The organism is Photobacterium profundum (assembly GCF_003026285.1).
Taxonomy (GTDB): Bacteria; Pseudomonadota; Gammaproteobacteria; order Enterobacterales; family Vibrionaceae; genus Photobacterium; species Photobacterium profundum.
The window spans coordinates 466782-488484 of the sequence record NZ_PYOD01000003.1 but is presented as its reverse complement, the minus strand read 5'-3'; the positions used below and the strand labels follow the sequence as shown (position 1 = coordinate 488484).

General features: G+C 39.7%; 24 protein-coding genes. 15 read left to right on the top strand and 9 right to left on the bottom strand.

Annotated elements, in window-relative coordinates; genetic code table 11:
- Positions 1-7: 7 nt before the first annotated feature.
- The 3 genes from C9J48_RS11755 to C9J48_RS11745 all read left to right on the top strand — a co-directional run bounded on the left by C9J48_RS11755 (position 8) and on the right by C9J48_RS11745 (position 4213).
- Complete coding sequence (locus C9J48_RS11755) at positions 8-3073, top strand: efflux RND transporter permease subunit (protein ID WP_006229580.1); 3066 nt, start codon at positions 8-10, stop codon at positions 3071-3073.
- A gap of 107 nt (positions 3074-3180) precedes the next feature.
- Positions 3181-3741, top strand: coding sequence for an HdeD family acid-resistance protein (locus tag C9J48_RS11750; protein ID WP_006229581.1), 561 nt, complete (start codon positions 3181-3183; stop codon positions 3739-3741).
- Between the two features lie 70 nt (positions 3742-3811).
- A complete protein-coding gene (locus C9J48_RS11745) occupies positions 3812-4213 on the top strand; it encodes an NUDIX hydrolase (protein WP_006229582.1) in 402 nt (133 codons plus the stop codon).
- A 106-nt stretch (positions 4214-4319) separates the two neighbouring features.
- Here C9J48_RS11745 and C9J48_RS11740 read toward each other — a convergent pair whose 3' ends face one another.
- From C9J48_RS11740 to msrP, 3 genes are all read right to left on the bottom strand, one after another.
- Complete coding sequence (locus tag C9J48_RS11740; protein ID WP_242610802.1) at positions 4320-4814, bottom strand: hypothetical protein; 495 nt, start codon at positions 4812-4814, stop codon at positions 4320-4322.
- 386 nt (positions 4815-5200) lie between these two features.
- The gene (gene msrQ, locus C9J48_RS11735; protein ID WP_006229584.1) at positions 5201-5842 is read right to left on the bottom strand and encodes a protein-methionine-sulfoxide reductase heme-binding subunit MsrQ; all 642 of its coding nucleotides are present in this window, start codon (positions 5840-5842) and stop codon (positions 5201-5203) included.
- Complete coding sequence (gene msrP / locus C9J48_RS11730; protein ID WP_006229585.1) at positions 5842-6858, bottom strand: protein-methionine-sulfoxide reductase catalytic subunit MsrP; 1017 nt, start codon at positions 6856-6858, stop codon at positions 5842-5844. Before msrP ends, msrQ begins: the two co-directional genes overlap by 1 nt.
- 285 nt (positions 6859-7143) lie before the next feature.
- Here msrP and C9J48_RS11725 point away from each other — a divergent pair, with 285 nt between their 5' ends.
- From C9J48_RS11725 to C9J48_RS11710, 4 genes are all read left to right on the top strand, one after another.
- A complete protein-coding gene (locus C9J48_RS11725; protein WP_006229586.1) occupies positions 7144-7554 on the top strand; it encodes a hypothetical protein in 411 nt (136 codons plus the stop codon).
- 89 nt (positions 7555-7643) lie between these two features.
- Positions 7644-8114 carry a hypothetical protein gene (locus C9J48_RS11720; RefSeq protein ID WP_006229587.1) on the top strand — a complete coding sequence of 157 codons (471 nt, stop codon included), beginning with the start codon at positions 7644-7646 and terminating at the stop codon, positions 8112-8114.
- Between the two features lie 280 nt (positions 8115-8394).
- A complete protein-coding gene (locus tag C9J48_RS11715) occupies positions 8395-9534 on the top strand; it encodes an acyl-CoA desaturase (protein ID WP_006229588.1) in 1140 nt (379 codons plus the stop codon).
- Positions 9535-9805: 271 nt separating this feature from the next.
- Positions 9806-10711, top strand: a complete 906-nt coding sequence (locus C9J48_RS11710) for a L,D-transpeptidase family protein (RefSeq protein ID WP_006229589.1) — start codon at positions 9806-9808, stop codon at positions 10709-10711.
- Between the two features lie 361 nt (positions 10712-11072).
- On the opposite strand, the gene C9J48_RS11705 is transcribed toward C9J48_RS11710, so the two are convergent.
- The 4 genes from C9J48_RS11705 to C9J48_RS11690 all read right to left on the bottom strand — a co-directional run bounded on the left by C9J48_RS11705 (position 11073) and on the right by C9J48_RS11690 (position 13939).
- Complete coding sequence (locus tag C9J48_RS11705) at positions 11073-11336, bottom strand: Lpp/OprI family alanine-zipper lipoprotein (protein WP_006229590.1); 264 nt, start codon at positions 11334-11336, stop codon at positions 11073-11075.
- Between the two features lie 412 nt (positions 11337-11748).
- Complete coding sequence (locus tag C9J48_RS11700; RefSeq protein ID WP_006229591.1) at positions 11749-12345, bottom strand: SCO family protein; 597 nt, start codon at positions 12343-12345, stop codon at positions 11749-11751.
- Positions 12342-12836, bottom strand: a complete 495-nt coding sequence (locus C9J48_RS11695) for a hypothetical protein (RefSeq protein WP_006229592.1) — start codon at positions 12834-12836, stop codon at positions 12342-12344. Before C9J48_RS11695 ends, C9J48_RS11700 begins: the two co-directional genes overlap by 4 nt.
- Before the next feature lie 185 nt (positions 12837-13021).
- A complete protein-coding gene (locus C9J48_RS11690; protein WP_107281129.1) occupies positions 13022-13939 on the bottom strand; it encodes a polyprenyl-phosphate transporter in 918 nt (305 codons plus the stop codon).
- Between the two features lie 260 nt (positions 13940-14199).
- Between C9J48_RS11690 and C9J48_RS11685 the strand changes: the two genes are divergently transcribed.
- Entirely contained in the window at positions 14200-14655 is a 456-nt protein-coding gene (locus C9J48_RS11685) for a GtrA family protein (protein WP_006229595.1), read from the top strand.
- Here the strand turns inward: C9J48_RS11685 and C9J48_RS11680 are convergent.
- Together C9J48_RS11680 and C9J48_RS11675 are read right to left on the bottom strand one after the other, a co-directional pair.
- Positions 14606-15898: a sensor histidine kinase gene (locus C9J48_RS11680; RefSeq protein ID WP_006229596.1), complete on the bottom strand. Its 1293-nt coding sequence runs from the start codon at positions 15896-15898 to the stop codon at positions 14606-14608. The two genes, C9J48_RS11685 and C9J48_RS11680, sit on opposite strands and share 50 nt — an antisense overlap.
- 5 nt (positions 15899-15903) lie before the next feature.
- Positions 15904-16578 carry a response regulator transcription factor gene (locus C9J48_RS11675; RefSeq protein ID WP_107281128.1) on the bottom strand — a complete coding sequence of 225 codons (675 nt, stop codon included), beginning with the start codon at positions 16576-16578 and terminating at the stop codon, positions 15904-15906.
- Positions 16579-16734: 156 nt separating this feature from the next.
- Here C9J48_RS11675 and C9J48_RS11670 point away from each other — a divergent pair, with 156 nt between their 5' ends.
- From C9J48_RS11670 to C9J48_RS27900, 7 genes are all read left to right on the top strand, one after another.
- Positions 16735-17886 carry a glycosyltransferase family 2 protein gene (locus C9J48_RS11670; protein WP_006229598.1) on the top strand — a complete coding sequence of 384 codons (1152 nt, stop codon included), beginning with the start codon at positions 16735-16737 and terminating at the stop codon, positions 17884-17886.
- The gene (locus tag C9J48_RS11665; protein ID WP_006229599.1) at positions 17886-19349 is read left to right on the top strand and encodes an ArnT family glycosyltransferase; all 1464 of its coding nucleotides are present in this window, start codon (positions 17886-17888) and stop codon (positions 19347-19349) included. The genes C9J48_RS11670 and C9J48_RS11665 overlap by 1 nt, the downstream gene beginning before the upstream one ends.
- A gap of 234 nt (positions 19350-19583) precedes the next feature.
- Positions 19584-19835 carry a hypothetical protein gene (locus tag C9J48_RS11660; RefSeq protein WP_006229600.1) on the top strand — a complete coding sequence of 84 codons (252 nt, stop codon included), beginning with the start codon at positions 19584-19586 and terminating at the stop codon, positions 19833-19835.
- 291 nt (positions 19836-20126) lie between these two features.
- The gene (locus C9J48_RS11655) at positions 20127-20525 is read left to right on the top strand and encodes a VOC family protein (protein ID WP_006229601.1); all 399 of its coding nucleotides are present in this window, start codon (positions 20127-20129) and stop codon (positions 20523-20525) included.
- Positions 20526-20693: 168 nt separating this feature from the next.
- Positions 20694-20957 carry a hypothetical protein gene (locus C9J48_RS11650; protein WP_006229602.1) on the top strand — a complete coding sequence of 88 codons (264 nt, stop codon included), beginning with the start codon at positions 20694-20696 and terminating at the stop codon, positions 20955-20957.
- A 186-nt stretch (positions 20958-21143) separates the two neighbouring features.
- Entirely contained in the window at positions 21144-21317 is a 174-nt protein-coding gene (locus C9J48_RS27905) for a hypothetical protein (RefSeq protein ID WP_165481762.1), read from the top strand.
- Positions 21318-21330: 13 nt separating this feature from the next.
- Entirely contained in the window at positions 21331-21486 is a 156-nt protein-coding gene (locus C9J48_RS27900; protein WP_006229603.1) for a hypothetical protein, read from the top strand.
- The last annotated feature ends 217 nt before the right edge of the window (positions 21487-21703 follow it).

Here is a 21703-nt window from a genome sequence, read left to right as displayed (position 1 = left end):
TAACACGATGAGTTTTACTGATGTGTTTATAAAGCGCCCTGTTTTAGCTGTTGTATTAAGTATGGTGTTATTAGTCTTGGGGCTTAAAGCGTTTAGCATGCTGCAAGTACGACAGTATCCGAAATTAGAAACGGGGGTGATTACGATTACCACCAATTATCCAGGTGCCAGTTCATCCAGTGTACAAGGTTACGTAACACAGCCGTTGCAAGCGCAAATTGCGCAAACCGAAGGCATTGATTATATGACCTCGGAAAGTAGCTTGGGCGAATCGCTTATCACGGTGTACTTGAAGCTAGATTATCCGTCAGACAAAGCTTTGACCGAAATTTTGTCATTAGTACAGCAGGTTAAATATCGCTTACCTGAAGGGGTGCAAGATTCCAGTATTCTAAAGTCAACGTCGGAGTCTCCGGTGCTGTATTTGTCGTTTTCCAGCGATACATTGGCAACTCAGCAGATTTCTGATTACCTTAGTCGTGTGGTGAAGCCAATCTTTTCGACAGTAAATGGTGTGTCGAAAGTGGATTTACTGGGTCAGCGTGATTTCGCGATGCGTATCTGGTTGAACCCAACCAAGATGGCTGCGTTTGGTATTACAGCAACGGATATTCAAAACGCAGTGAAAGGCAGTAATGCTGTCAGCGCTGCGGGTAAAGTGAAAAATGATTATATCGAGATTGATGTAAATGCGCATACCGATGCTAATACAGTTGAACAATTTAAGAATATCAGCCTGAAGGCCAAAGATGGTCGTATTATTCACCTAGAGGATGTAGCCACTGTTGAATTGGGGGCAAATAGCTACGATGCGACTGTGCACTTCAATGGCAAGAAAAGTGTGATGGTTGCCATCAGTAACACGTCTAGTTCCAACCCGCTAACCGTGGTTCAAGATGCGTACAAAGTACTGCCTGATGTGATGAATAGTTTGCCACAAGGCGTGCATGCCAATGTGGTGTATGATTCGACAAAATTTATCACGACATCGATTGATGAAGTGATCAAAACCTTGCTTGAAGCAGCCCTGATTGTTGTGATTGTGATTTTTGCGTTCTTGGGTTCAATACGTGCGATGCTGATTCCGTTGGTGACGATTCCATTGTCGCTTATTGGCTCTATGTTCTTCATGATGGCGCTTGGATTCAGTATTAACTTATTGACACTGCTGGCGATGGTATTGGCTATTTCATTAGTAGTCGATGATGCTATCGTGGTGGTTGAAAATACTTTCCGTCACTTGGAAAAAGGTGTCCCCCCCGTAAAAGCGGCGTTATTGAGTGCGAAAGAAATCGCAGGCCCTGTGATATCTATGACTATCACGTTGGCAGCTGTGTACGCCCCAATCGGATTCATGGGTGGCTTAACGGGTAAGTTGTTCACTGAATTTGCCTTCACCTTGGCGGGCTCTGTGCTGATTTCTGGTTTTATTGCCCTAACGCTGACGCCAATGATGTGTTCAAAGGTGCTGTCAAAAAGCACGCTTGAAGGCGAGTTAGTGAAGAAAATTGATGCCGTAATAGCAGTGATTACCCGCCACTATCAAAATATGCTTTCTGTGGTATTACGTAACCGCATTATGGTATGGCCGTTAGCACTGACTATTTTAGTGTCTTTGGTGTTCATGTTTACACATACTGCTTCTGAACTGGCCCCACAGGAAGACCAAGGGGTGATGATGATGATGGGTAAAGGGCCGTCGTATGCCAATACGCATTACCTTGAGCACTTCACCCAGCCATTAAGCAAAATCGTGAGTGGTTACCCTGAGAACGATATGGATATGATGGTAAATGGTTATCAAAATGATTCTACGTTCTTTGGGTTGGCGGTACTGAAAGATTGGAGTGAGCGAGAGAAAACGACCAAACAGGTGATGACCCAGTTCCAAGCCGACAGTAAAACAGTGCCTGGTGTGCAGGTATATACATTCTCGCCACCGGATCTACCTGGTACGCCACAAGGCTTACCATTCCAGATGTTGTTGAAAACACCAACGGGGAGCTATAAAGATTTGTACCAATACGCCGAGAAGATGAAGACGTATGCAATGAAAAGCGGCAAGTTTATTTATGTACAGAATGATTTGAACTACAACAAACCGCAGCTAGAGGTAACGATTGATCGTGACAAAGCGGCACTGATGAATGTAGACGCGTCAAAGATTGGTGTTGTGCTGCAGCGTTATTTGAGTGAAGGGTTTATTAACTATTTTGCGATGGATGAGCGCAGCTATCAGGTAATCAGCCAAGTACCTCAAAGCTACCGTAGCACCCGTGAGGATCTACAAAATTACTATGTGCAATCAAACAACCAACAAATGGTGCCGTTATCATCGTTAGTAACAATTACCCAGAGTATTCAGCCATCGGCTGTTGACCAGTTCCAACAACTAAATAGTGCCATGATTGAAGCGAAAATGATGCCAGGTGTCAGTATTGGTGAGGCTTACAAGGTGATGGAACAGGGCGCGAAAGATATTCTACCCAAAGCGTACAGTGTTGATTCATCGGGTCAGTTGCGTCAGTTCTTGCAAGAAGGTTCGTCGTTGGTGGCGACGTTCTTCTTAGCTCTCGTTATTATTTATTTGGTGTTGGCGGCACAATTTGAAAGCTTCCGCGATCCTCTGATCGTTTTAACCAGTGTACCGCTGTCGATCTTTGGCGCGATGCTCCCGCTGTACTTTGGGGTAGATACGCTCAACATCTACACCGAGGTTGGATTGGTGACATTGATTGGCTTGATCAGTAAACACGGTATCTTGATCGTTGAATTTGCCAACCAACTGCAACGAGAACAAGGGTTAGATAAAGCGTCAGCAGCACTGCAATCTGCATCGGTACGCTTACGTCCTGTATTGATGACGACTGCGGCGATGGTCATTGGTGTCGTGCCGCTATTGATTGCGGCTGGTGCTGGTGCACAGAGTCGTTTCTCTATTGGTTTAGTGATTACCGTCGGTATGTCGGTGGGTACTTTATTCACCTTGTTTGTGGTGCCAACGGTCTACACTTTCTTGGCGGGCAATCACCAACAAACTGGCGATATCTTAATTGACGAACAAACAGCTTAATCAAAACCTGGCTTGATGATTTTCAGATGTCTAACCCTGCATGAGTATATACTGAGTGCATATACTCAAGCTAATTATTATAAATAACTAATATTTAGGGGAATAATATGAATAATCCAATCAACAAAATAATGGCGCGCGGCTGGAAATGGTTTGTTATTGTGGGTGCAATTATCGCATTTGCCGGTCTTGGTGCCATCAGTCTACCCGTGGCAGTTGGTGTTACTATTACCTCGATCATCGGGATTACATTTCTGGTGAGTGGCCTTGTACAGGCCTATCACACCTTCAGTATCCCAGAATGGCGTATCAAGCTGTGGTATGTACTCAGTGCGGTGCTGTATATTGTTGGCGGGTTATTTATTTTGTTTAAGCCATTAGCGGGATTGGTGACAATTACTATGTTGATGGTGATTACCATGATCTTTAATGGTGCCACACGTATTATTTTCGGCATGAGTAATAAAAATCTTGGGGGCTGGACGTGGATTGTACTTAGCGGAGTGATTTCGACAGCGATCGGTTTGTACTTCTTTTCGATGTTGAATGATCCAGCATTCTCGATGTCATTATTGGGTATCTTTGTCGGTATCTCACTTCTGTTTGAAGGTATCAGCTTTGTATTTTTAGGGCTACAAATGAAAAAAGTGGCGCAACAAACCCAATAAATGCATGCATCTAAAGGAAGAGGACGGTTAGGTCTCTTCCTACTCATTTTTATATTAAAGGGTATCGTACGTGTTAAAGGAAATTGATAAGTTAGCTTGGTTGTATGTAAAAAATAAACAAGTATTAATGGCCCGCTCTAAGGGTAAAGATATTTATTATCTTCCCGGTGGAAAGAGAGAGGTTGGTGAAAGTAATAAAGAAGCACTGGTAAGAGAAATACATGAGGAGCTTTCAGTCGATCTTACTCCGAACACTATCGAGTACTTTAATACATTTAAAGCTCAAGCGGATGAAAAAGCGGAAGGTGTTATTGTAAAAATGACATGCTATCAAGCTGAATACACAGGTGAAATTATGGCTGCATCTGAAATTGAAGAGGTGAGTTGGGCTAATTATAAAGATAAGCATAAAGGATCTGCAGCAACGAAGCTTATACTTGAACATTTAAAGGAAAATGATTGGATTGATTAATCAAACGGACATTGATTGCAAGGTATTGAAACTACAAGACAGCAAAGCTAACCGAGACATTAGGTTAATGAGTGTAAGCTGTATCCTGAATATTTTTATCTGTGTACTATAGGTTAACAGTGTAAATGGCAGTTAAAAGAATGTATTTGTGAACTGTTTTGTTATTAGCATGGCTCTTTAATGGATGATGAATTTGCATTAGTCCATTAGTTAGCTCTACACATTGGTTCATGGCTAGAGGTAGTGTGTTTGGTGTTTCTAACAATTTAATGCCATCGTGATAATAATCTTCAATATTTTCTGGTAGTTGACCTAGCCACCAAGACGGTATTTCTTTACTTGCTTTACTACGATCAAACCAGTGATCGGCAACAAGCAGAAGATAATTTTTTGTGTTCTTATCAAAGCTTTCGGAAACATTCTTTATTGTGTGCATTAATGCGTCACGTCGAGCGATATTGGCACTTAATAAGTGGTGAGCGATAACCCAAACCGTAAATTCATTGGTTTTTATATTGTATATTGGTTGGGGCAGTGCATTTTCATCATCTATTTGAGTGAATAGTAGCGTTATATCTGCCTGCTGAAAAGTTGACATCATTCTTCTGCATAGCGCTTTTCCTAAGTGATTTTCACGCATGCCACGATTGTGAACTGTCGGGTAATGCTGGTCACATAGTTGCAAGCAATCCTCTTGGAATTGTTGAATGCTGACAGTAATAAGATCACTAACCAAGAAATGCTCGCCTTAAAAAATAGTGAAGTGCAACAAGTAATCAAATCATCGAATACGAGTGTAATCTTGATTTCTCATCTATAAAACATACAGAGATAATATGTCATCCTACCAAAAAGTACAGAATTGATCTTAGATCAACCCTATAAATTACATGTATTTGAAGGCGTAGAATAGACAAAGAGGGAAGTGAGCAAAAACTCGACTATTTTACAATCGAGTTTTACATGTGTGCGGCTTTGTTACTAGCACTATGCTTGTTGATTCTTGTTGCTAGACTGCAGTCGTCTAGATGAAGAAGGTAACCACTTTTTAAACGTTTTCCATCGAAAGCTAAGCAGTGTTATGGCCATTAGAATATAAAGGCCTGGCTCAACAATACCTGATTTTACCGACCAATAATAATGAATAGGCGCTAATAACAATGCGAGGTATACCCAATTATGCAGCTTCTGCCAACGGCGACCTAACCGACGTTGCATACCTTGGGTGGAAGTGATGGCAAGAGATGCCAAAATGATCCAGCTAATTGCGCCCAGTGAGAGATAAGGACGAGAAATAATTTCACTGGCTAACAATTGCCAATCTAAACCAAGATCTAAAATTAGGTAGCCACTTAAATGCAGTGCAGCCCAAAAGAAACTATACATCCCTACTAAACGACGTACTCTGACTAATGCACCTTGCTTGAAATAACGTGCAAGCGGTGAAAGTAATAGCGTTATCATTAATGTATTCAAGGCGGCTTTACCTGTGAAGTGGCTGATACCTTGAATAGGATCGGCCCCTAAATTACCCGTTAGCGTCTGACCAACAAGTAGAAGCAAAAAGCCAAGTGATACGATATGAATAATGACTTTTAGCCAGAATATGTGTCGTGGGGATATTTTCATTAATATTGTTTCCTTAAGTCCATGCCTTTATACAAATGACCGACTTCTTTTTCATAACCGTTAAACATCAATGTGGGCTGTCGACGGCTACTAAATAGGTTTCCTTCCCCAATAAATCGTTCACTAGCTTGACTCCAGCGAGGGTGGTCAACTCTGGGATTCACATTGGCATAGAAACCATATTCGCTCGCAGCTAAACGGTTCCATGTTGTTGGTGGCTCTTTGTCAGTTAATGTAATTCGTACAATTGATTTAATGCTTTTAAAACCGTACTTCCACGGCACAACTAAACGAAGTGGTGCGCCATTTTGCGGTGCTAATGTTTTACCGTACAAACCAACTGAAATAAGCGCTAATGGATTCATTGCTTCATCTAAACGTAATCCTTCAACGTAGGGATAGTCAATACCACCACCAATACGGCGAGAGGCTTGTCCTGGCATTTGTTCTGGGTCAAACAAGGTTTCGAAGGCGACATATTTAGCACTGCTTTTTGGATCTGCCATCTTGATTAAATCAGCGAGTGAAAAGCCGATCCAAGGCACATTCATTGACCACGCTTCCACACAGCGTAAGCGGTAGATGCGCTCTTCAAGTGTAAATTTTTTGAAAATATCTTCATAGCCTAGCGTAATGCTCTTATTAACTAATCCGTCTATTTTTACTGTCCATGGGTCTGTTTTGAAGTTAGTTGCTAAGCGTGCAGGATCTGATTTCGCAGTACCAAATTCATAGAAATTATTGTATTGCAAAACCTTATCTTCAGGTGTCAACGATAAATCAGGGTGATATTTTGCTGATGGTGTTGTGATCAATGGCTTTCGTAAATCAACGGAAGTCGTTGGCTTATCATCTGTAAATAAATCAAAGATACCAGCTTGTGCGTTAGAGGCGAGCGGCATACCGACAACAGCTATTCCAAGCTTCTTTAAGATATCACGACGCTGCTTATATATTGACTCAGGAGTTGCTTCGTTTTCTTTGAGTGTCCAGCGATTCGTTTTTTTGATTAGCATACTCATCCTTAATTTGTTGTTTTCATGCTTTTAAACATAGTCGTTTGTGTAATTGAAATTATATGAACTGCTGTATAAGACCTGAGGCGTAGCTGATAAATTTCAATATTTTTGATTTTTTTCTATGAATTCAAAAATAAAGTAGGTATTTTGCTTCTCGCACAGGTAGTGCTTTACATTAAAAATATAGATAAGCACGTATTGTTCAAACTGATAATCATGAAATTTAAAGGATTAAATGACGATTAAGGTACGGATAAAAACAGTGTAAGGATCAGATCAGGAATGATTAAAAAATTAGTATTGGCGTCTTCGTTGTTGCTTACGGCATTGCATGCATCAGCAACTGCGCCATTGAGTGCCGGACTTTTTCTCGGCAGTCCAACATCAGGCATTACAGCAAAATATCAAGATGATTATAAATTTGCTGTTGGTTTAGATACTTTTAGCGTGTCAGCAGACGTAATGTGGAACTTAGGCGAGATTACAGCGCGAACAGAGTATTCACCGTTGTATACGTTTGTAGGGTTACAATGGGTAGATGATAGTGAGCAGAAGTGGGGGCCAAGAGCGGGGCTTGGATTGGAAGTTCCATTCCTTTATTTCCATCTTTATGCTGAAGCGGGTACAACGTGGTATGTCGATGATTCGAACATGGAGCTCGAAGGTGCTGCTGGCGTACGTTTTAACCTGTAGGTGAGTGGTAAGGTAAATCGCGGCTATTACTTGGTCGCGTATTTCTTTTAGTACAATAGACGTATTTTTAGAACAATATTAAGTTAGCGATGATTAATCAATTTCACATCAATATAGAGCTTCAGCATATCTACTTAGAGGTACATGCTGAGCGTTTTCACTATCTACGTAACTTTTTTGAGTCCTATTATTGCTACCAGCATAACCTTGTTACTAAAAAAGGGAAAATGGATTGGGAAGGTATTTTTCAACATGCACAACGGTCGAAATCTGCTCGTGACATTTCGAATAGAAAACAACTTGTTCGAGAAATGACACTACCTTTACCTGTTTTAACTGGTATGTTGAAAGTGTTAGTGAGGGATGATGAAGCATCAATTGATAATATTCAGTGTTTACTTGATACGCATTTAAGTTATGTGGTTATCACGCGTGAAGAACACTTGATGCTAAAAAAAGCCGGTTTACTTGAACGTATGCCAGCAACGTATTATCAAGAAAAGAGTACCAACTTCCACCTAGCTTCTTCGCGTTTTACTGCCGTCGATATTACCTTTTAAATTAACAACCCCTTTCTCCTAGTAACGTCCTCTTGCTTATAAACCTCATTATGTTATAGCCAGTTAGCTATACTTTTAGACAATAGTCAAAGGTTTTGGCATCTACATTACTTGCTTTTTATAGTGAGCTGAATCGCATAATTCATACTTAGGCACGACGATTGCTGTGTCTGTTTACATCTCTTAACAAAACGACAATTTATTGATTGACCTAATTAACCGGACTTATTATTCTAGCGCACACATGTACGCTCAATTGAAAGGCTAAAAGGATAAAAGGATGTCGACCACTAAACCACCACTAATTTGGCTGAATGTTTTTATTTTCTCATTTTCATTGGCTGTAGCTGCCATTGGTACGCCACTTTACGCATATTTTATCGGTTTCGATTGGACGCAAGTAGCAATGCTTGTTGTTGCATTTAGCTATTGTGGTTTGTCAATCACTGCGGGCTACCATCGTTTATGGTCGCATAAAACGTATGAAGCAAATGCTGTACTGCGTTTTATCTTCGCAATTGGTGGTGCCTTTGCGCTGCAAAATAGCATCTTGCATTGGTCTTCGGATCATCGGGTTCATCATCGCCATGTTGATAATAATGATAAGGACCCGTACTCAGCGAAAATGGGCTTTTTCTATAGTCATATTGGTTGGATGTTACGTGAGTATCAAGCTAGTCGTTATACGGATTATTCAAACTGCCGCGACTTACAAAAAGATAAAATTGTAATGTGGCAAGATAAGTATTACGGCATATTAGCTATCGTGACGAATTTTGGTTTCCCATTAATTTTTGGTGTTGTGCATGGCGATATATGGGGGGCATTATTGCTCGTCGGCGTCGTTCGTTTAGTTTTGAGCCATCATACAACGTTCTTTATTAACTCATTGGCTCATGTATGGGGCTCTCAGCCGTATACTGATAAGAACACAGCACGTGATAACGGTATTCTAGCGTTTCTAACATTTGGTGAGGGTTACCATAATTACCATCACATATTTGAAAATGATTATCGTAACGGCATTCGCTGGTGGCAGTTTGACCCAACTAAGTGGTTGATTAAGTTATGTTCTTACTTTGGTTTCACTCGCAAGTTACGTGTTTCTCCTGAAGATCGTATAGAGAAAGCGCGTGCGAAAATGCAACTTGTTCGTTTACAGGCCAAGTTAACAGCTGCATCTAATGCCAATAGTCGTGATGTTCAGGCACGTATTCGATTACTGGAAGATGAATACGAATTGTTGATGATCAAAATTTCAGATTATTATGCAGCTAAAAAACGTATGGTTGAATTGAAGAAGAAGCGTTTAACTAAGCATTATGAAAATTTTGAATTTATGCAGCAATACAATGACATGAAATTGCATTTACAAGAGCAACGAAAATCTTGGAAAATGTTAACCGCACAATATGCATAACTAAATGGTTTTAATATTGTTAGACTAGCAAGGCGGAGCAGTGATGCTCCGCTTTTTTGATCGCCATTGGCGGGGGTTAACTCGTATGTTGAATAAATTGTGTTTTACAGCCAATTCGTTATTTTGTCTTATATAGGTTTAACGCCATCTTGACCATCTTGTTAACTCGATAGAATATGATTGGTATTAAATGTAGGAATTGTTTCGGTATAACGGCAGATAAAACAAAAATTTGCCATAATTATGACTAGTTTACTAATGGAGGTATGCTGTGTTTCGTTCAATACTTTTAGTACTTACGTGTTTAGCTTCAACTGCTGCTAATGCAATTGAATATCAGCTGCCTAATGATGATAGCAACATTGTCGGCACAGTAGAGTATTATGAAGTCGCTAAGGGAGATAGCCTTGCTGATATTGCGAATAAATATAATGTAGGTTTCTTAGCATTATTGGCGGCAAATAAAGGTGTAGACCCTTTTTTACCGACACCAGGTCAATTGCTGACTGTACCGACAAAGGTGATTCTACCTAATGTGAAACGCAAAGGGATTATTATTAACCTCGCTGAACTTAGGTTGTATTATTTCCCTGAAGATGACAAATCGATTGTGTATATCTTCCCGATTGGTATTGGTCGCGTGGGACGCGCAACCCCGAATATGATAACGAAGGTTAGTCAGAAGATAGAAAATCCTACATGGACGCCAACAGCAAACATTCGTAAAGAATACCGTGAAAAAAAGGATATTGAACTGCCTGCGGTTGTACCTGCAGGCCCTGAAAACCCGTTAGGTGAATATGCAATGCGTCTTGCTTATAGCCGAGGTGAGTATTTAATTCACGGTACTAATAAGGATTTTGGTATTGGGATGCGAGTAAGTTCTGGTTGTATACGGATGAACCCATGGGATATTGAGTGGTTATTCCCACAAGTACCAAGAGGTACATCAGTTCAAATTATTAATCAGCCATTGAAGCAATCAGTAGAACCTGATGGAGCGTTGTATGTTGAAGTACATCAGCCGTTATCTAAATCTGATGAGCAAGTAGGTCAATCAAAACCCGTTAAAGCGAATAAATCACTAAAAGAAAAAGTGGAAGGTAATGATATTGCGATATCACGTTTAAATGCAGCTCTTAATCTTCAGCAGGGTCTACCCGTTGAAGTACAGTAGTCGCCTCTAATCAACTCATAAGTTATTACCTACGCTACCTATAAACCAGCTTAGAATGCTTTTTAAGCTGGTTTTATCTTCTTGTATCAAACCTTAAATTCAAACCTCAGTTTTGTTATTTTCAATTATTTCTGGCTCTTACCACTTACTAGCCCAAAGCGTATTAACTATATTGTTGTAAGCTTTAATCGCTGTTTAGGAGGCTTTACACTGGGGTATAAGCCGTTACAGTGGTTAATTGAACAGTATAGGATAAGTGAAAAGAAGCTGATGGGGGATTCGGTGACCGTTGTTTTTTATAAATAAAAAGAAGAAGTGATGATATAGATACCATCACTTCGACTTATTTTAATAAAGCATGTTACTTAGTGTACGAACCAGCGATATTATCAATACGTTGGTTTGCACGCATAGCTTCTTGGTAAGCTGCATCTGACGCTGCTCGAGAGTCATTTACTGCGCCTGCCATTTGATCTTGTTGACTCTGAAGAGCACTAACTTGATCAGAAAGCATATCTACTTTGTTAGTCAGTTGTTGCATTTGGTCTACTTCATCTGAACTTGAACAACCCATAAGAGCTGCACTCAGGATTACACCAGATAGGATAGTTAGTGAACGATTCATTTTTATTCCTTCTACATTCTACATAAGTTTGCCACTACAAACCGAGTATTGAAAAAGTTTTAGTCGGCAAGATCATTATGGCATAACATCTTAAAATTGCTCATTAAAAGCACGCTTTTAATGAAAAAACTTCTATCAAACGTGAGAATACCTTACAGAATTAGAATTATATCAACTTTTTATTGGTATCAATAATCGGCTGAATCGCTTGTTGCTTCTGGGCTTCAAGCACATTGAGCTTGTTATAACTCTGTATGTTTCTGTTTTTTTAATGGGCCATTTCACTTCAAGAAAATAGATTATCCCAGCCGATTGTTAGAAAACTGTCAGACAAACCGGACTTATGCGTACTATTTTTAATTATATTAATGACATGGAAGCAAAGTGGCCTTATTAGAGGCCATATTAAGCGTCATGCTTGTTTGGCATCACCTGTTAAACGGTCAATTGCTTCGGCTAATATATCAGGGTTAAGTGTATGGGGTATTTTTTCAAGCAAAGTGCCATCTGGCTTCAAAAAGTAAAAATACGAACTGTGATCGACTGCGTATTCTAATGCTGAATCTTTTAATTCTGTACGCATATATAAAACCCCATATTTTTCAGCAAGTGCTTTTGTTTGAGTATCTGTGCCTGTCATTCCAATTATGTTTTTATGGAAATATTGCGCGTACTCTGCACTTTTTACGGGTGTATCGCGCTCTGGGTCTAACGTGATGAAAATAGGCCACAGGTTAGATAGCTGTTGTGGAGATACCTTTTGTAAGGCTGCAGACAGCACTGCAAGCGAGGTTGGGCATACATCAGGGCAGTGTGTGTAACCAAAATAAACAACACGTATACGGCTATCTTCTGTATCGTATAAATCAATGGCCTTATCGCCACTTTCTAAAATGTTAATTGGAGATGTTTGCTCGGCAGTAATCGTTGGATCATTGCTATCTGTTACGTAACGCGTAATAAGCCCTGCACCTAGTGCTAACGCTAAAATTATCCATTGATATTTCATTGTGTCATCCTTAAAGAAATATTGAGAGGCTGAATACTGTCATTCGAATTAGTAGAGGAAAGGGCTTTAATGCTTCCTTGCCATGTCATTGCGTTTGTCGTGCAGAAAGGCAGCATGAGCTCGCCGCTGTATTGCCCTGATACTTGCTTAGTCAAAAGTACCTTATAGACCCCCATCATCATTTCATTACCTTCTAATGACACCATCAATTGCGTCGTTTCTTGGGGTAAGTCAGGCCAGTCGACGGTCATTGTTGTTGATTCTAAAGGGTGGACAATATCGGTACTTATTTGGATTATTGCAGTTTGTTGTTTACATGCTTGTTGGCTGAGCTGGCAGGTTTCTTCTAAGGGAATACGTGAAGGCAACACTGGCTGAATACTGGTTGCAGTATATGCATCGAGTAATTGTAAAGAACCAAATCCAATGCCAAAGGCGACAAGTGTTTTTAGCGTTAACGATAATATTGATTTTGGCTGAGGCTGTAACATGTTCTGACTGTTAATTGTAATGTGTTTGTGAATAGTATCACTTACATTGTGTAATCAAAGTGTTGTTGAAAGAAAGTGTGGTAATTATCGAAAAATAAAAAGAATGAAAAAAGCCCTGCAAAGAACTAACAGGGCTAGAAAAGTAGTGCATAGAGGTAGAGAGTAATACTTTAGTTTATTGCAGATTACTCTGTTTTATCTGCAAACTGCTCCAAGCCCCATACAACAGCGAAACCGACTATCGTGGCAATTATTGCATACCCGATTAAAGAGGGTTGACCTGTAACTTGCTCAAAATTGAATGGCGATAAGTTTTGCTCTAATAATGGGACCTGTTCACCACTAGAGTTTGTGCGCCATGTCAGCACTTCCTTCCATGGCCAAATTTTACTGAGCGTACCAATCATTAACCCCGTTAAGAACGTTAACGCGATATCTCGATAATGGCGTAATACCCATGATAAAACGTGTGAAAACGACAGTAGGCCGATTAAACAACCTAGTGCAAATAATGCCAGCGTCACAATATCGAATGACTTCGCTGCGGCCAATACAGGACCATACATTCCTAATAACAGCAAAATAAAGCTGCCAGAAATACCGGGTAAAATCATTGCGCAGATTGCAATAGCACCAGCAATAACAACGTTAAGTAACGTAGGTTCCATTGTTAAGGGGTGTAGTACAGTAATACCATAAGCAAAGAAAGCGCCAGCCGCCACAGAAATAAAGCGTGTTATTTTCCATTGTTCGACTTGTTTGAACATATGAATGACAGACACAATGATCAAGCCAAAGAAGAACGACCAAAGCGGAATCGGGTGCGTTTGAAGCATCCATGTGATCACGCGTGCGAGAGTAAAAATACTGGTCAAAATACCGGAGAATAACAGGACTAGAAAAGTACCATTGATATGCTCGAATGCGCCCTTAACTCCTTGTTGCTTAATAATAGGAATTAGACTGGGATTGATACGTCGAATACTTTCTAGCAATGTATCGTAAATGCCTGTGATGAAGGCAATTGTACCACCCGATACACCTGGTACTACATCGGCGGCACCCATCGCCATGCCTTTTAAAAAGGTGAAAATTTTACTCATTGTAATCCGTACTAAAGTGAATGAATTTATGAAATTGCAGGTATTATACAATGCTAAGGTGAAAAAAAAGTCTTTTTTAATTTTTAGGACTCTTTATCTTAGAACTACACGTTGTTCCTAGTTAGGCCGTCATTCTGATTTCTTGTTATTCACCTTTTTTTTACTGCAGATCATGTAATATTTATTGCTCATCACACTATTCATACAATGAATAGATAACAGCTGGTGAGACCATAATGATAATAAAGGGTTGTAGCTAAATGAAAGTATTTCGGTTCGCAGGCGTGGGTAGTATTGGTTTTGTTGTTGATGCTGCAACGATGTTTTTTTTGTCTTCCTACATCGCCTTTATTCCCGCTCGCGCTATTGCGTTTTGGGTAGCAGCGACGTCTAACTGGTGGTTAAATCGGCATATTACATTTGATGCGAGCAATAATCCTAAACCAGTACAGCAGTGGGGGCGCTTTCTTGCTGTTTCTTGTATTGGTTTTATTCCTAACTGGGGCTGTTATTGGTTATTAATGCAATCGATAGATATTAATCAATTATTAATTGAATCTTTAATTAAATACCCAGAGATGAAAACCCTAATAATAAACCACCTCGATATCGAAGTGGTTTGGTCGGTTGTAGCAATGGTACCAGGGGTGTTACTAGGGCTGATAACTAACTATCTATTGGCTGAACGCTGGGTATTTCGTCCGGCTGTAGCGTGATAGTTGCTGTACATCCCCCCGTTGCATTATTAGTCAAATCTAGCTGCCAGCCATATTTACGACAGATATCGTTGGCAATCACTAGGCCTAAACCGTATCCCTCAATGCCTCTCGGTTTTGTATCAAGCCCTATACCAGTATCTACAACTTCAATGGTATCTGGAGAAACAGTGATCGTTACCGTGCCTTCTTCGGTACACGCAAACGCATTTTTCACTAAATTACCTATCAATATTTTTATTGTAGTTTCAGGTACTTTGATCTTGGTTTCTTCTTTTAGCACCACCTCACAATTGATTGGTTTGTGATCGATCAAATGTGAATGAGTCTGAATGATATTTTCAATTTCCGCTTTATCAAGTGTTCGCAATACTAAGGTAGAAAGCTCTTCATCGCGGGTAAGAGATAGTAATGTTGTCACAAAGTCATTCATTTCATTACTGGCAGAAAGCAGGCGCTGGCGTTGCTTTTCAATAAAGACGGGTTCACTAGATTGACCAAGTAAAGACACTGCTCCCTTGATAACCATTAATGGTGTTCGTAATTCATGGCTAGCGTAACGGTTGAATGAGCGTTCCCGCTCAATAGAAGTATGAAGCCGAGCTTGATATTGATTAAAGCTATGAACTAACTGTAAAAGTTCTTTTGTTTCGACACCTTTGGGTACAGGTATTGGGGTCAAGTCATGGGGAGAACGTGCTTCTAGCTCTTCAGCGAGTGTTGATAGTGGGCTAGTAAGGCGCTGTGATATGCGTAGTACAACAGCAAAGCTAACCAGTAGCAGAGTGATAGAAATAATAAGTTGTTTTGCTTGGCTCCAAAATATTTGCTCTTCACTGAATTCATAGATCTCATCGAAGTATAAAATATAGACCGTTTGCACTTGGTCGCGAATTGTTAGCTGCGACTTCATGATAAAGTATTCAGTGTCTTGTGTTTCTGCCTGTTTCAGTTCTACTGCGGTATTGAATTGAAGGTTGTCAGGAATTGTTATATTGGCAGGTAATGCTTCTTTACCAACATACGCAAAGCTAAAAGGGGGAATTGCAACACTGGTGTTATGGCTATCGCTTAAAAGCTCTTGAGCAACTTCTTTTGAGTAATTGAGTCGGTTCTGGGCATTTAAATACTCAAGGTCTTCAAGTGTTGACTCCATCAGAGAAAAATGAGTCGCGATAATGGCAAATGCCACGATCGCAAAATAGGTGAAAGTGATCTGCTTTGCGGATTTAACTTTAGACACGTTACTTACCCTTTATCAATGAGTTGATAGCCAACCTTTGGCACCGTATTGATATAAGCGTGTTTGAATGGTTTATCTATTTGACTGCGTAATTGGTATATATGGCTTCTTAACACGTTCCCTTCGGGTTCATCATCCCCCCAAAGTGCAGAGATGAGCTCATCTTTTGCTACTACGTTCGGCGCTCTGACCATCATCAGTTTCAATATGGTAAATAAGGTGGGGTTTAAAGAAAACTGGCAGTCATTACGAGAGACAACATGCGTATTTAAATCTAATGTTAGATCACCAAAATTTAATGTTTTGGTTGCTGTATTGCCAATACGTCGACGGGTTAATGATTTAATTCTCGCTTCCAATATTTCTAAATCAAACGGCTTCACAAGGTAATCATCAGCACCTTGTGCGAAACCTTCTAAGGTATCCTCTCGCGTATCTCGTGCCGTCAGCATTAAAATCGGGGTATCAACGCCTTGTTCACGCAGTTTCTGGCAGACGGTAAATCCATCCATGCGAGGCAGCATGACATCAAGAATAATAAGGTCGTAATAATTACTGCTGGCTAGCTCATAACCATGCAAACCATTATTGGCATAATCCAGCGTATAACCTTTAATCTCGAAAAAATCGAATATGACACCTGCGATGTCTTTATGGTCTTCAATAAGGAGTAATTTCATCGTCTTACCAGTGCTTTAATAATAAAAATAGTAAATATTTATGGGTCATATAATGACACATATTAGAGTGAAAAAAATGTCAGAGACCTTTTTATGACACGACTTCTCGTACGATGAACTTAATCGCACAGGAAAGACGCATTTAAGAGGTATTGTATGTCGACCATTACTTTATTATCTCAACACAGAGATAAGCAGAATAAAGGTAAAGAGAAGTCGCCCCTGCTATCCATTATTATTCCAATGTACAACGAAGAATTAGTCATTAAAGAATGCCATAAACGGGTATGTGCTGTGCTTGATGGCTTGAACGAGCATTGCGAAATTATTTATGTCGATGATGGCAGTAGTGATAGCAGTGTCAAGCTTGCGAATAGCTTGTTTAGTGAATACCACCAGATAGTCACTATCTGTTTAAGCCGTAATTTCGGTAAAGAAGCGGCAATGAGTGCTGGTTTACAAGCCGCAAAAGGGCAGGCTGTTATCCTCATTGATGCAGATCTTCAAGATCCCCCTGAGTTAATCCCTGCCATGGTGAAAGAGTGGAAGCAGGGTTTTGATGTTGTAGACATGCAACGTCATAAACGTCATGGCGAAAGCTGGTTTAAGCGAGTAACCGCGGCTGCTTTTTATAAATTAATCAACAGTATGTCGGATATACCAATCCCTCAGAATGTGGGTGATTTTAGGCTCATTGACCGCCGTGTTGTTGATGAGATAAATAAACTGCCAGAGCGAACTCGTTTCATGAAAGGTTTGTTTGCATGGCCTGGATTTAGACGTACAACGCTGCAATTTGATCGAGATGCTCGTCAGGCGGGTGAAACGAAATGGAATTACACCAAATTGGTACATCTTGCCTTTGAAGGTATTACGTCATTCAGTACTCGGCCGCTACGCCTTGCCACTGCGGCGGGTCTATTTACATCCCTAGCAGCAATTATTATGGCAGCGGTTGTCTTTACGAAAACGATTATCTGGGGTGATCCCGTTGCAGGTTATCCTTCGACGATCATGATTGTTCTGCTGTTAGGCGGAGTACAACTACTCTCGATTGGTTTAATGGGCGAATATGTTGGACGTTTGTTTATAGAAGCGAAGCAACGACCATTATTTGTTGTGATGGATCAGACTATCAAAAATGCTACAGCTAATATGACGACGAATGCTGATCACGCCAATAATATCGAAATACAGGCATTTAACATAAAACCAATTGATGATAACGCACACCCGATAAATGTTTCAAGAGAGTCTGTTTTTATGGAAGGGCAGTTAAATACAAAGGGTGAGGAAGTAAAAGCATAATGTTTAATTCATTGAAAAAGCAATCTTTAACTCAACTCGCAATTGTACTTACTGTTACATCGATTCTGATTCGTTTCTTGAGCCTTGGTTTATACCCACTCATGGATACAACGGAAGCCCGTTATGGTGAAATGGCAAGAATAATGTATGAAACGGGGAACTGGATTACCCCCATGTTTGATTACAATGTACCATTTTGGGGAAAGCCGCCGCTTTTTACTTGGTTAAGTGCCGCTGGATTTGAGGTTTTCGGTGTTAATGAGTTCGCAGCCCGCGTACCGCATTTACTTGTTGGATGCTTTATTCTGGCATTGACGTGGTTTGTTGCTTCTAGAGAGGAAAATAGCAATAAAGAACATGCATGGCTAGCGACGGCAATATTAGCGACAACAGCTACCTTTATTGTGATTTCCGGTGCTGTGATGACTGATACGGCACTCACCTTTGGTATCACACTCTCTATGATTGGTTTTTGGCAATCATGGACGAAGCAATCTCGCTTTTGGGGTTATATGTTTTTTGTTGGGCTGTCAGTTGGCATGCTGGCAAAAGGACCGTTAACCCTCGTTTTAGTGGGTATTAGCCTAACAATTTGGATTTGTGGCGATAAAAGATGGAAACGTATTCCGACCTGTTTACCTTGGAAAGGTGGAATCGCTGTTTTCTTAATATTATCATTACCATGGTACTTGCTTGCAGAATGGAAAAGCCCAGGCTTTCTCAATTACTTTATCGTTGGTGAACACATTAAACGGTTTATTGTGAGTGGTTGGGAAGGCGATTTATATGGCACCGCACATAAAGAAATTCGAGGCACTATTTGGCTATATTGGGCACTTTCTGCATTACCTTGGACACCTATTCTGATGTATCAGGTAGCTCGATTCTTCAAAGCCGGAGAAGAAGGGGTAGTAAGTGACAATGGGTATTTCGGTTTCTTATGGTGTTGGATGTTATCACCACTCATTTTATTTACTTTCTCGGGTAATATTCTATCGAGTTATGTTATGCCTGGTTTACCTGCTTTTGCACTATTAGTCGCGGGTTACCAAGGAAAATTAAAGCTACCTGAAAAGATATATAAGATTGGTTTAATCACGCCTGTACTTATTGTTATTGCAGCATTATTACTTGGCTATAATCTAACGGGGAAAGAAGTTGAGAAAAATTTACTTTCAACGTGGAGTCAACAAGTTGAAGCACCTGATAGTCAACTTGTATATTTGAATAAACGTCCATTCTCTGCTCAGTTCTATTCAAATGGCAAAGCAAGAAAGGTGACGGGGTCACTTGGTGCTGTATTGAATGATTTGAAAGAGCCAACGTTTTTGGCTGTAAAAACAAATCAGATCCCACAAGGTTTTATGTGGAATAAGAACCGTTGTGAATTAAGAACTGAGTCGACTAATCGAGAACTTGTTTACTGTACTCAACCTAACAATGATGAATTGCCACCTGCTTAAGGTTTTGATTCTAAATGTTAATTTTGTGTTTTGATAACCTTGTCGTGTATATCTATGGCTATCTAATTATGTAATAAAGAAATTATTTGTTAGGCTCGTATGGCTTTTTTAGATATGTGATAGGGGTCTCGTTGGTCGTTTTTTAAACTGTGATGAAAATATCAACTACTACTTAAGTAGTGTGAAATTATAGCGTCAGTATTTGATTAATTTTAAATTATTGGAGTCATCATTATGTATAAAGAATTGCTGGGGATCCCTAAAGAGCATGTTTTTGTTCGAACCGATATGAAATGGGATATTGGTAAAAAGATAGACATTGATACATTTTGGTTCGATGAAAAAGATGCGACAGACCATATTGTTGCAAGATATATAGTGAAGGTAACTAAGTTCGTTTATCCACCCAAAAAGTCTTTAATTAGTTTTAATAAGTATACACCAGACAGCCTTTCGTTATTGGCTTCAGGCGAACTGCAGCATTAGGCTTTGTTTTTTAAAATCGTATATTCTAACCTTATACTCAAAGAGTCATGAATCCCGTGGCTCTTTTTTCATCTCTTGTGCTTTGCTCACAAAGCTGGCGGTTAACTTGTGTTATTACTTGACGGTATTGTGACAAGCTGTGAAAGTATAGCCATAATCAACTGAATGCACTTGCCCGTTCAGTAAGTAATACTGAAATTGAATTTACCACGCTATATGTTCGAATCTTCCCCAAGAAATCAATCTGCGTATAGCTATTTGTGGTGTAATAAAGATCAAAGGACGATAAAAATGATACCAAGAGACTCAACACTTCGTGTTGTAAGACCAACCGATAACCTAAAAAAAATAGCGCTGATGTACAGTAAAGCGCTTGGTTTTGAAATGGTGAAACAGTTTGATGACCATGACGGTTTTGACGGCGTAGTATTAGGGCATCCGAAGCACGCATATCATCTAGAGTTTACTCATCAGCGTGGTGTTACTGTTGGACAAGCTCCTAATCATGATCATCAGCTTGTTTTTTATGTTGCATGTAGCCGAGAATGGGAGCGAGCATGCAGAAGTATGATTGATGCAGGTTTTAGTGTTGTTGAAAATAATAACCCATATTGGGAAGGTGTAGGTAAAACTTTCCAGGATGTTGATGGTTATCGTTTAGTACTTCAAAACAGAGATTGGGCTCTTTAAAGTTAAACTTAACCTGCCCTAAACTGACTTCGTAAGCACAGGACTTTCCTGTGCTTTTTTATATACTCAAACCTTCGTTCTTTTCTTTTGTTTCTATTCTCATTCTTTAGCTGGCAGTGTTCGCTAATATCAACTTCAATTAGTGTAAACCTACTTGTAGGAGCTAAAATGAGAAGCCTATTTATTGTCATATTCATGTGTACGATTGTAAGCACCGTAAATGCTGAAACATTGTTAATGTCGCATGATATGTATATCGAACGCTGTTTGAGTACCTTTGGTGAAGATCCATTAACGAAACGTGTCTGTGAAAAACAATATCAAGACATTGAAAAAAAAGAGCTACAACTTATGGCTCAAATTGATACATCTCAGAAAGAATCTAGCCTTGAAGGTGCACCTTTAGCACTGCCAATTGATAATGTGGAATAGGTTATTCACGTTACCTCAAGATGTTAAATCTTACATCTTGAGGTGGATAAGATCTAATACGAACAGTGCTTAGTGGAGAGTATGGTTATTATCATGACGCTAAGTGGTCACTTTACTGATGTTGTTCAGGTTAGATTTAGCTCTTTCTCGTAATATTGTACCTGTACTTATAACGAGGTAGAGATATTGAATACAATTATTAGTTTAATGTTTGTTTTGTTTACCGTGTATACCGCAGTACGTGTATTTCGTTCATTTACAGTGAATAATTCGACAACGACATCCAATGTTGATGGTGTACTTGTTGAGCCTAATAGCACTTATTTCCTTGCATCGAGTAAAGCTAAACTCATTAACTAATAGAGGTTTTAATATGTCTGTAAATGCACAACCTTCCGCTATAGTCACTGAATTGAAAGCATTAAGTAAATATATTGTTATTGGATATGGTATGACGCTTTCAATGTTGACGCTAGGCTGGGTAATGAGTGGCGCCGAAAGCTGGGCTTGGTGGTCACTAGTTGGATAAACTATGCCAAATATGCTTTTTGAGGTTCTATTAGCTATTGCTGCTATTGTAGTTGCAATTGGCTTGTATTCTGCTGCAGTAATGTCTTAATGAAATATGTATTATCAACTAAATATGTTACCTGATGTATAGATACATGGCACTTAGGAATCTATTACATTATTTACGAGCTAAAAAACTCTCGTATTAAAATAACGCCAATACCTATTAAAGTATT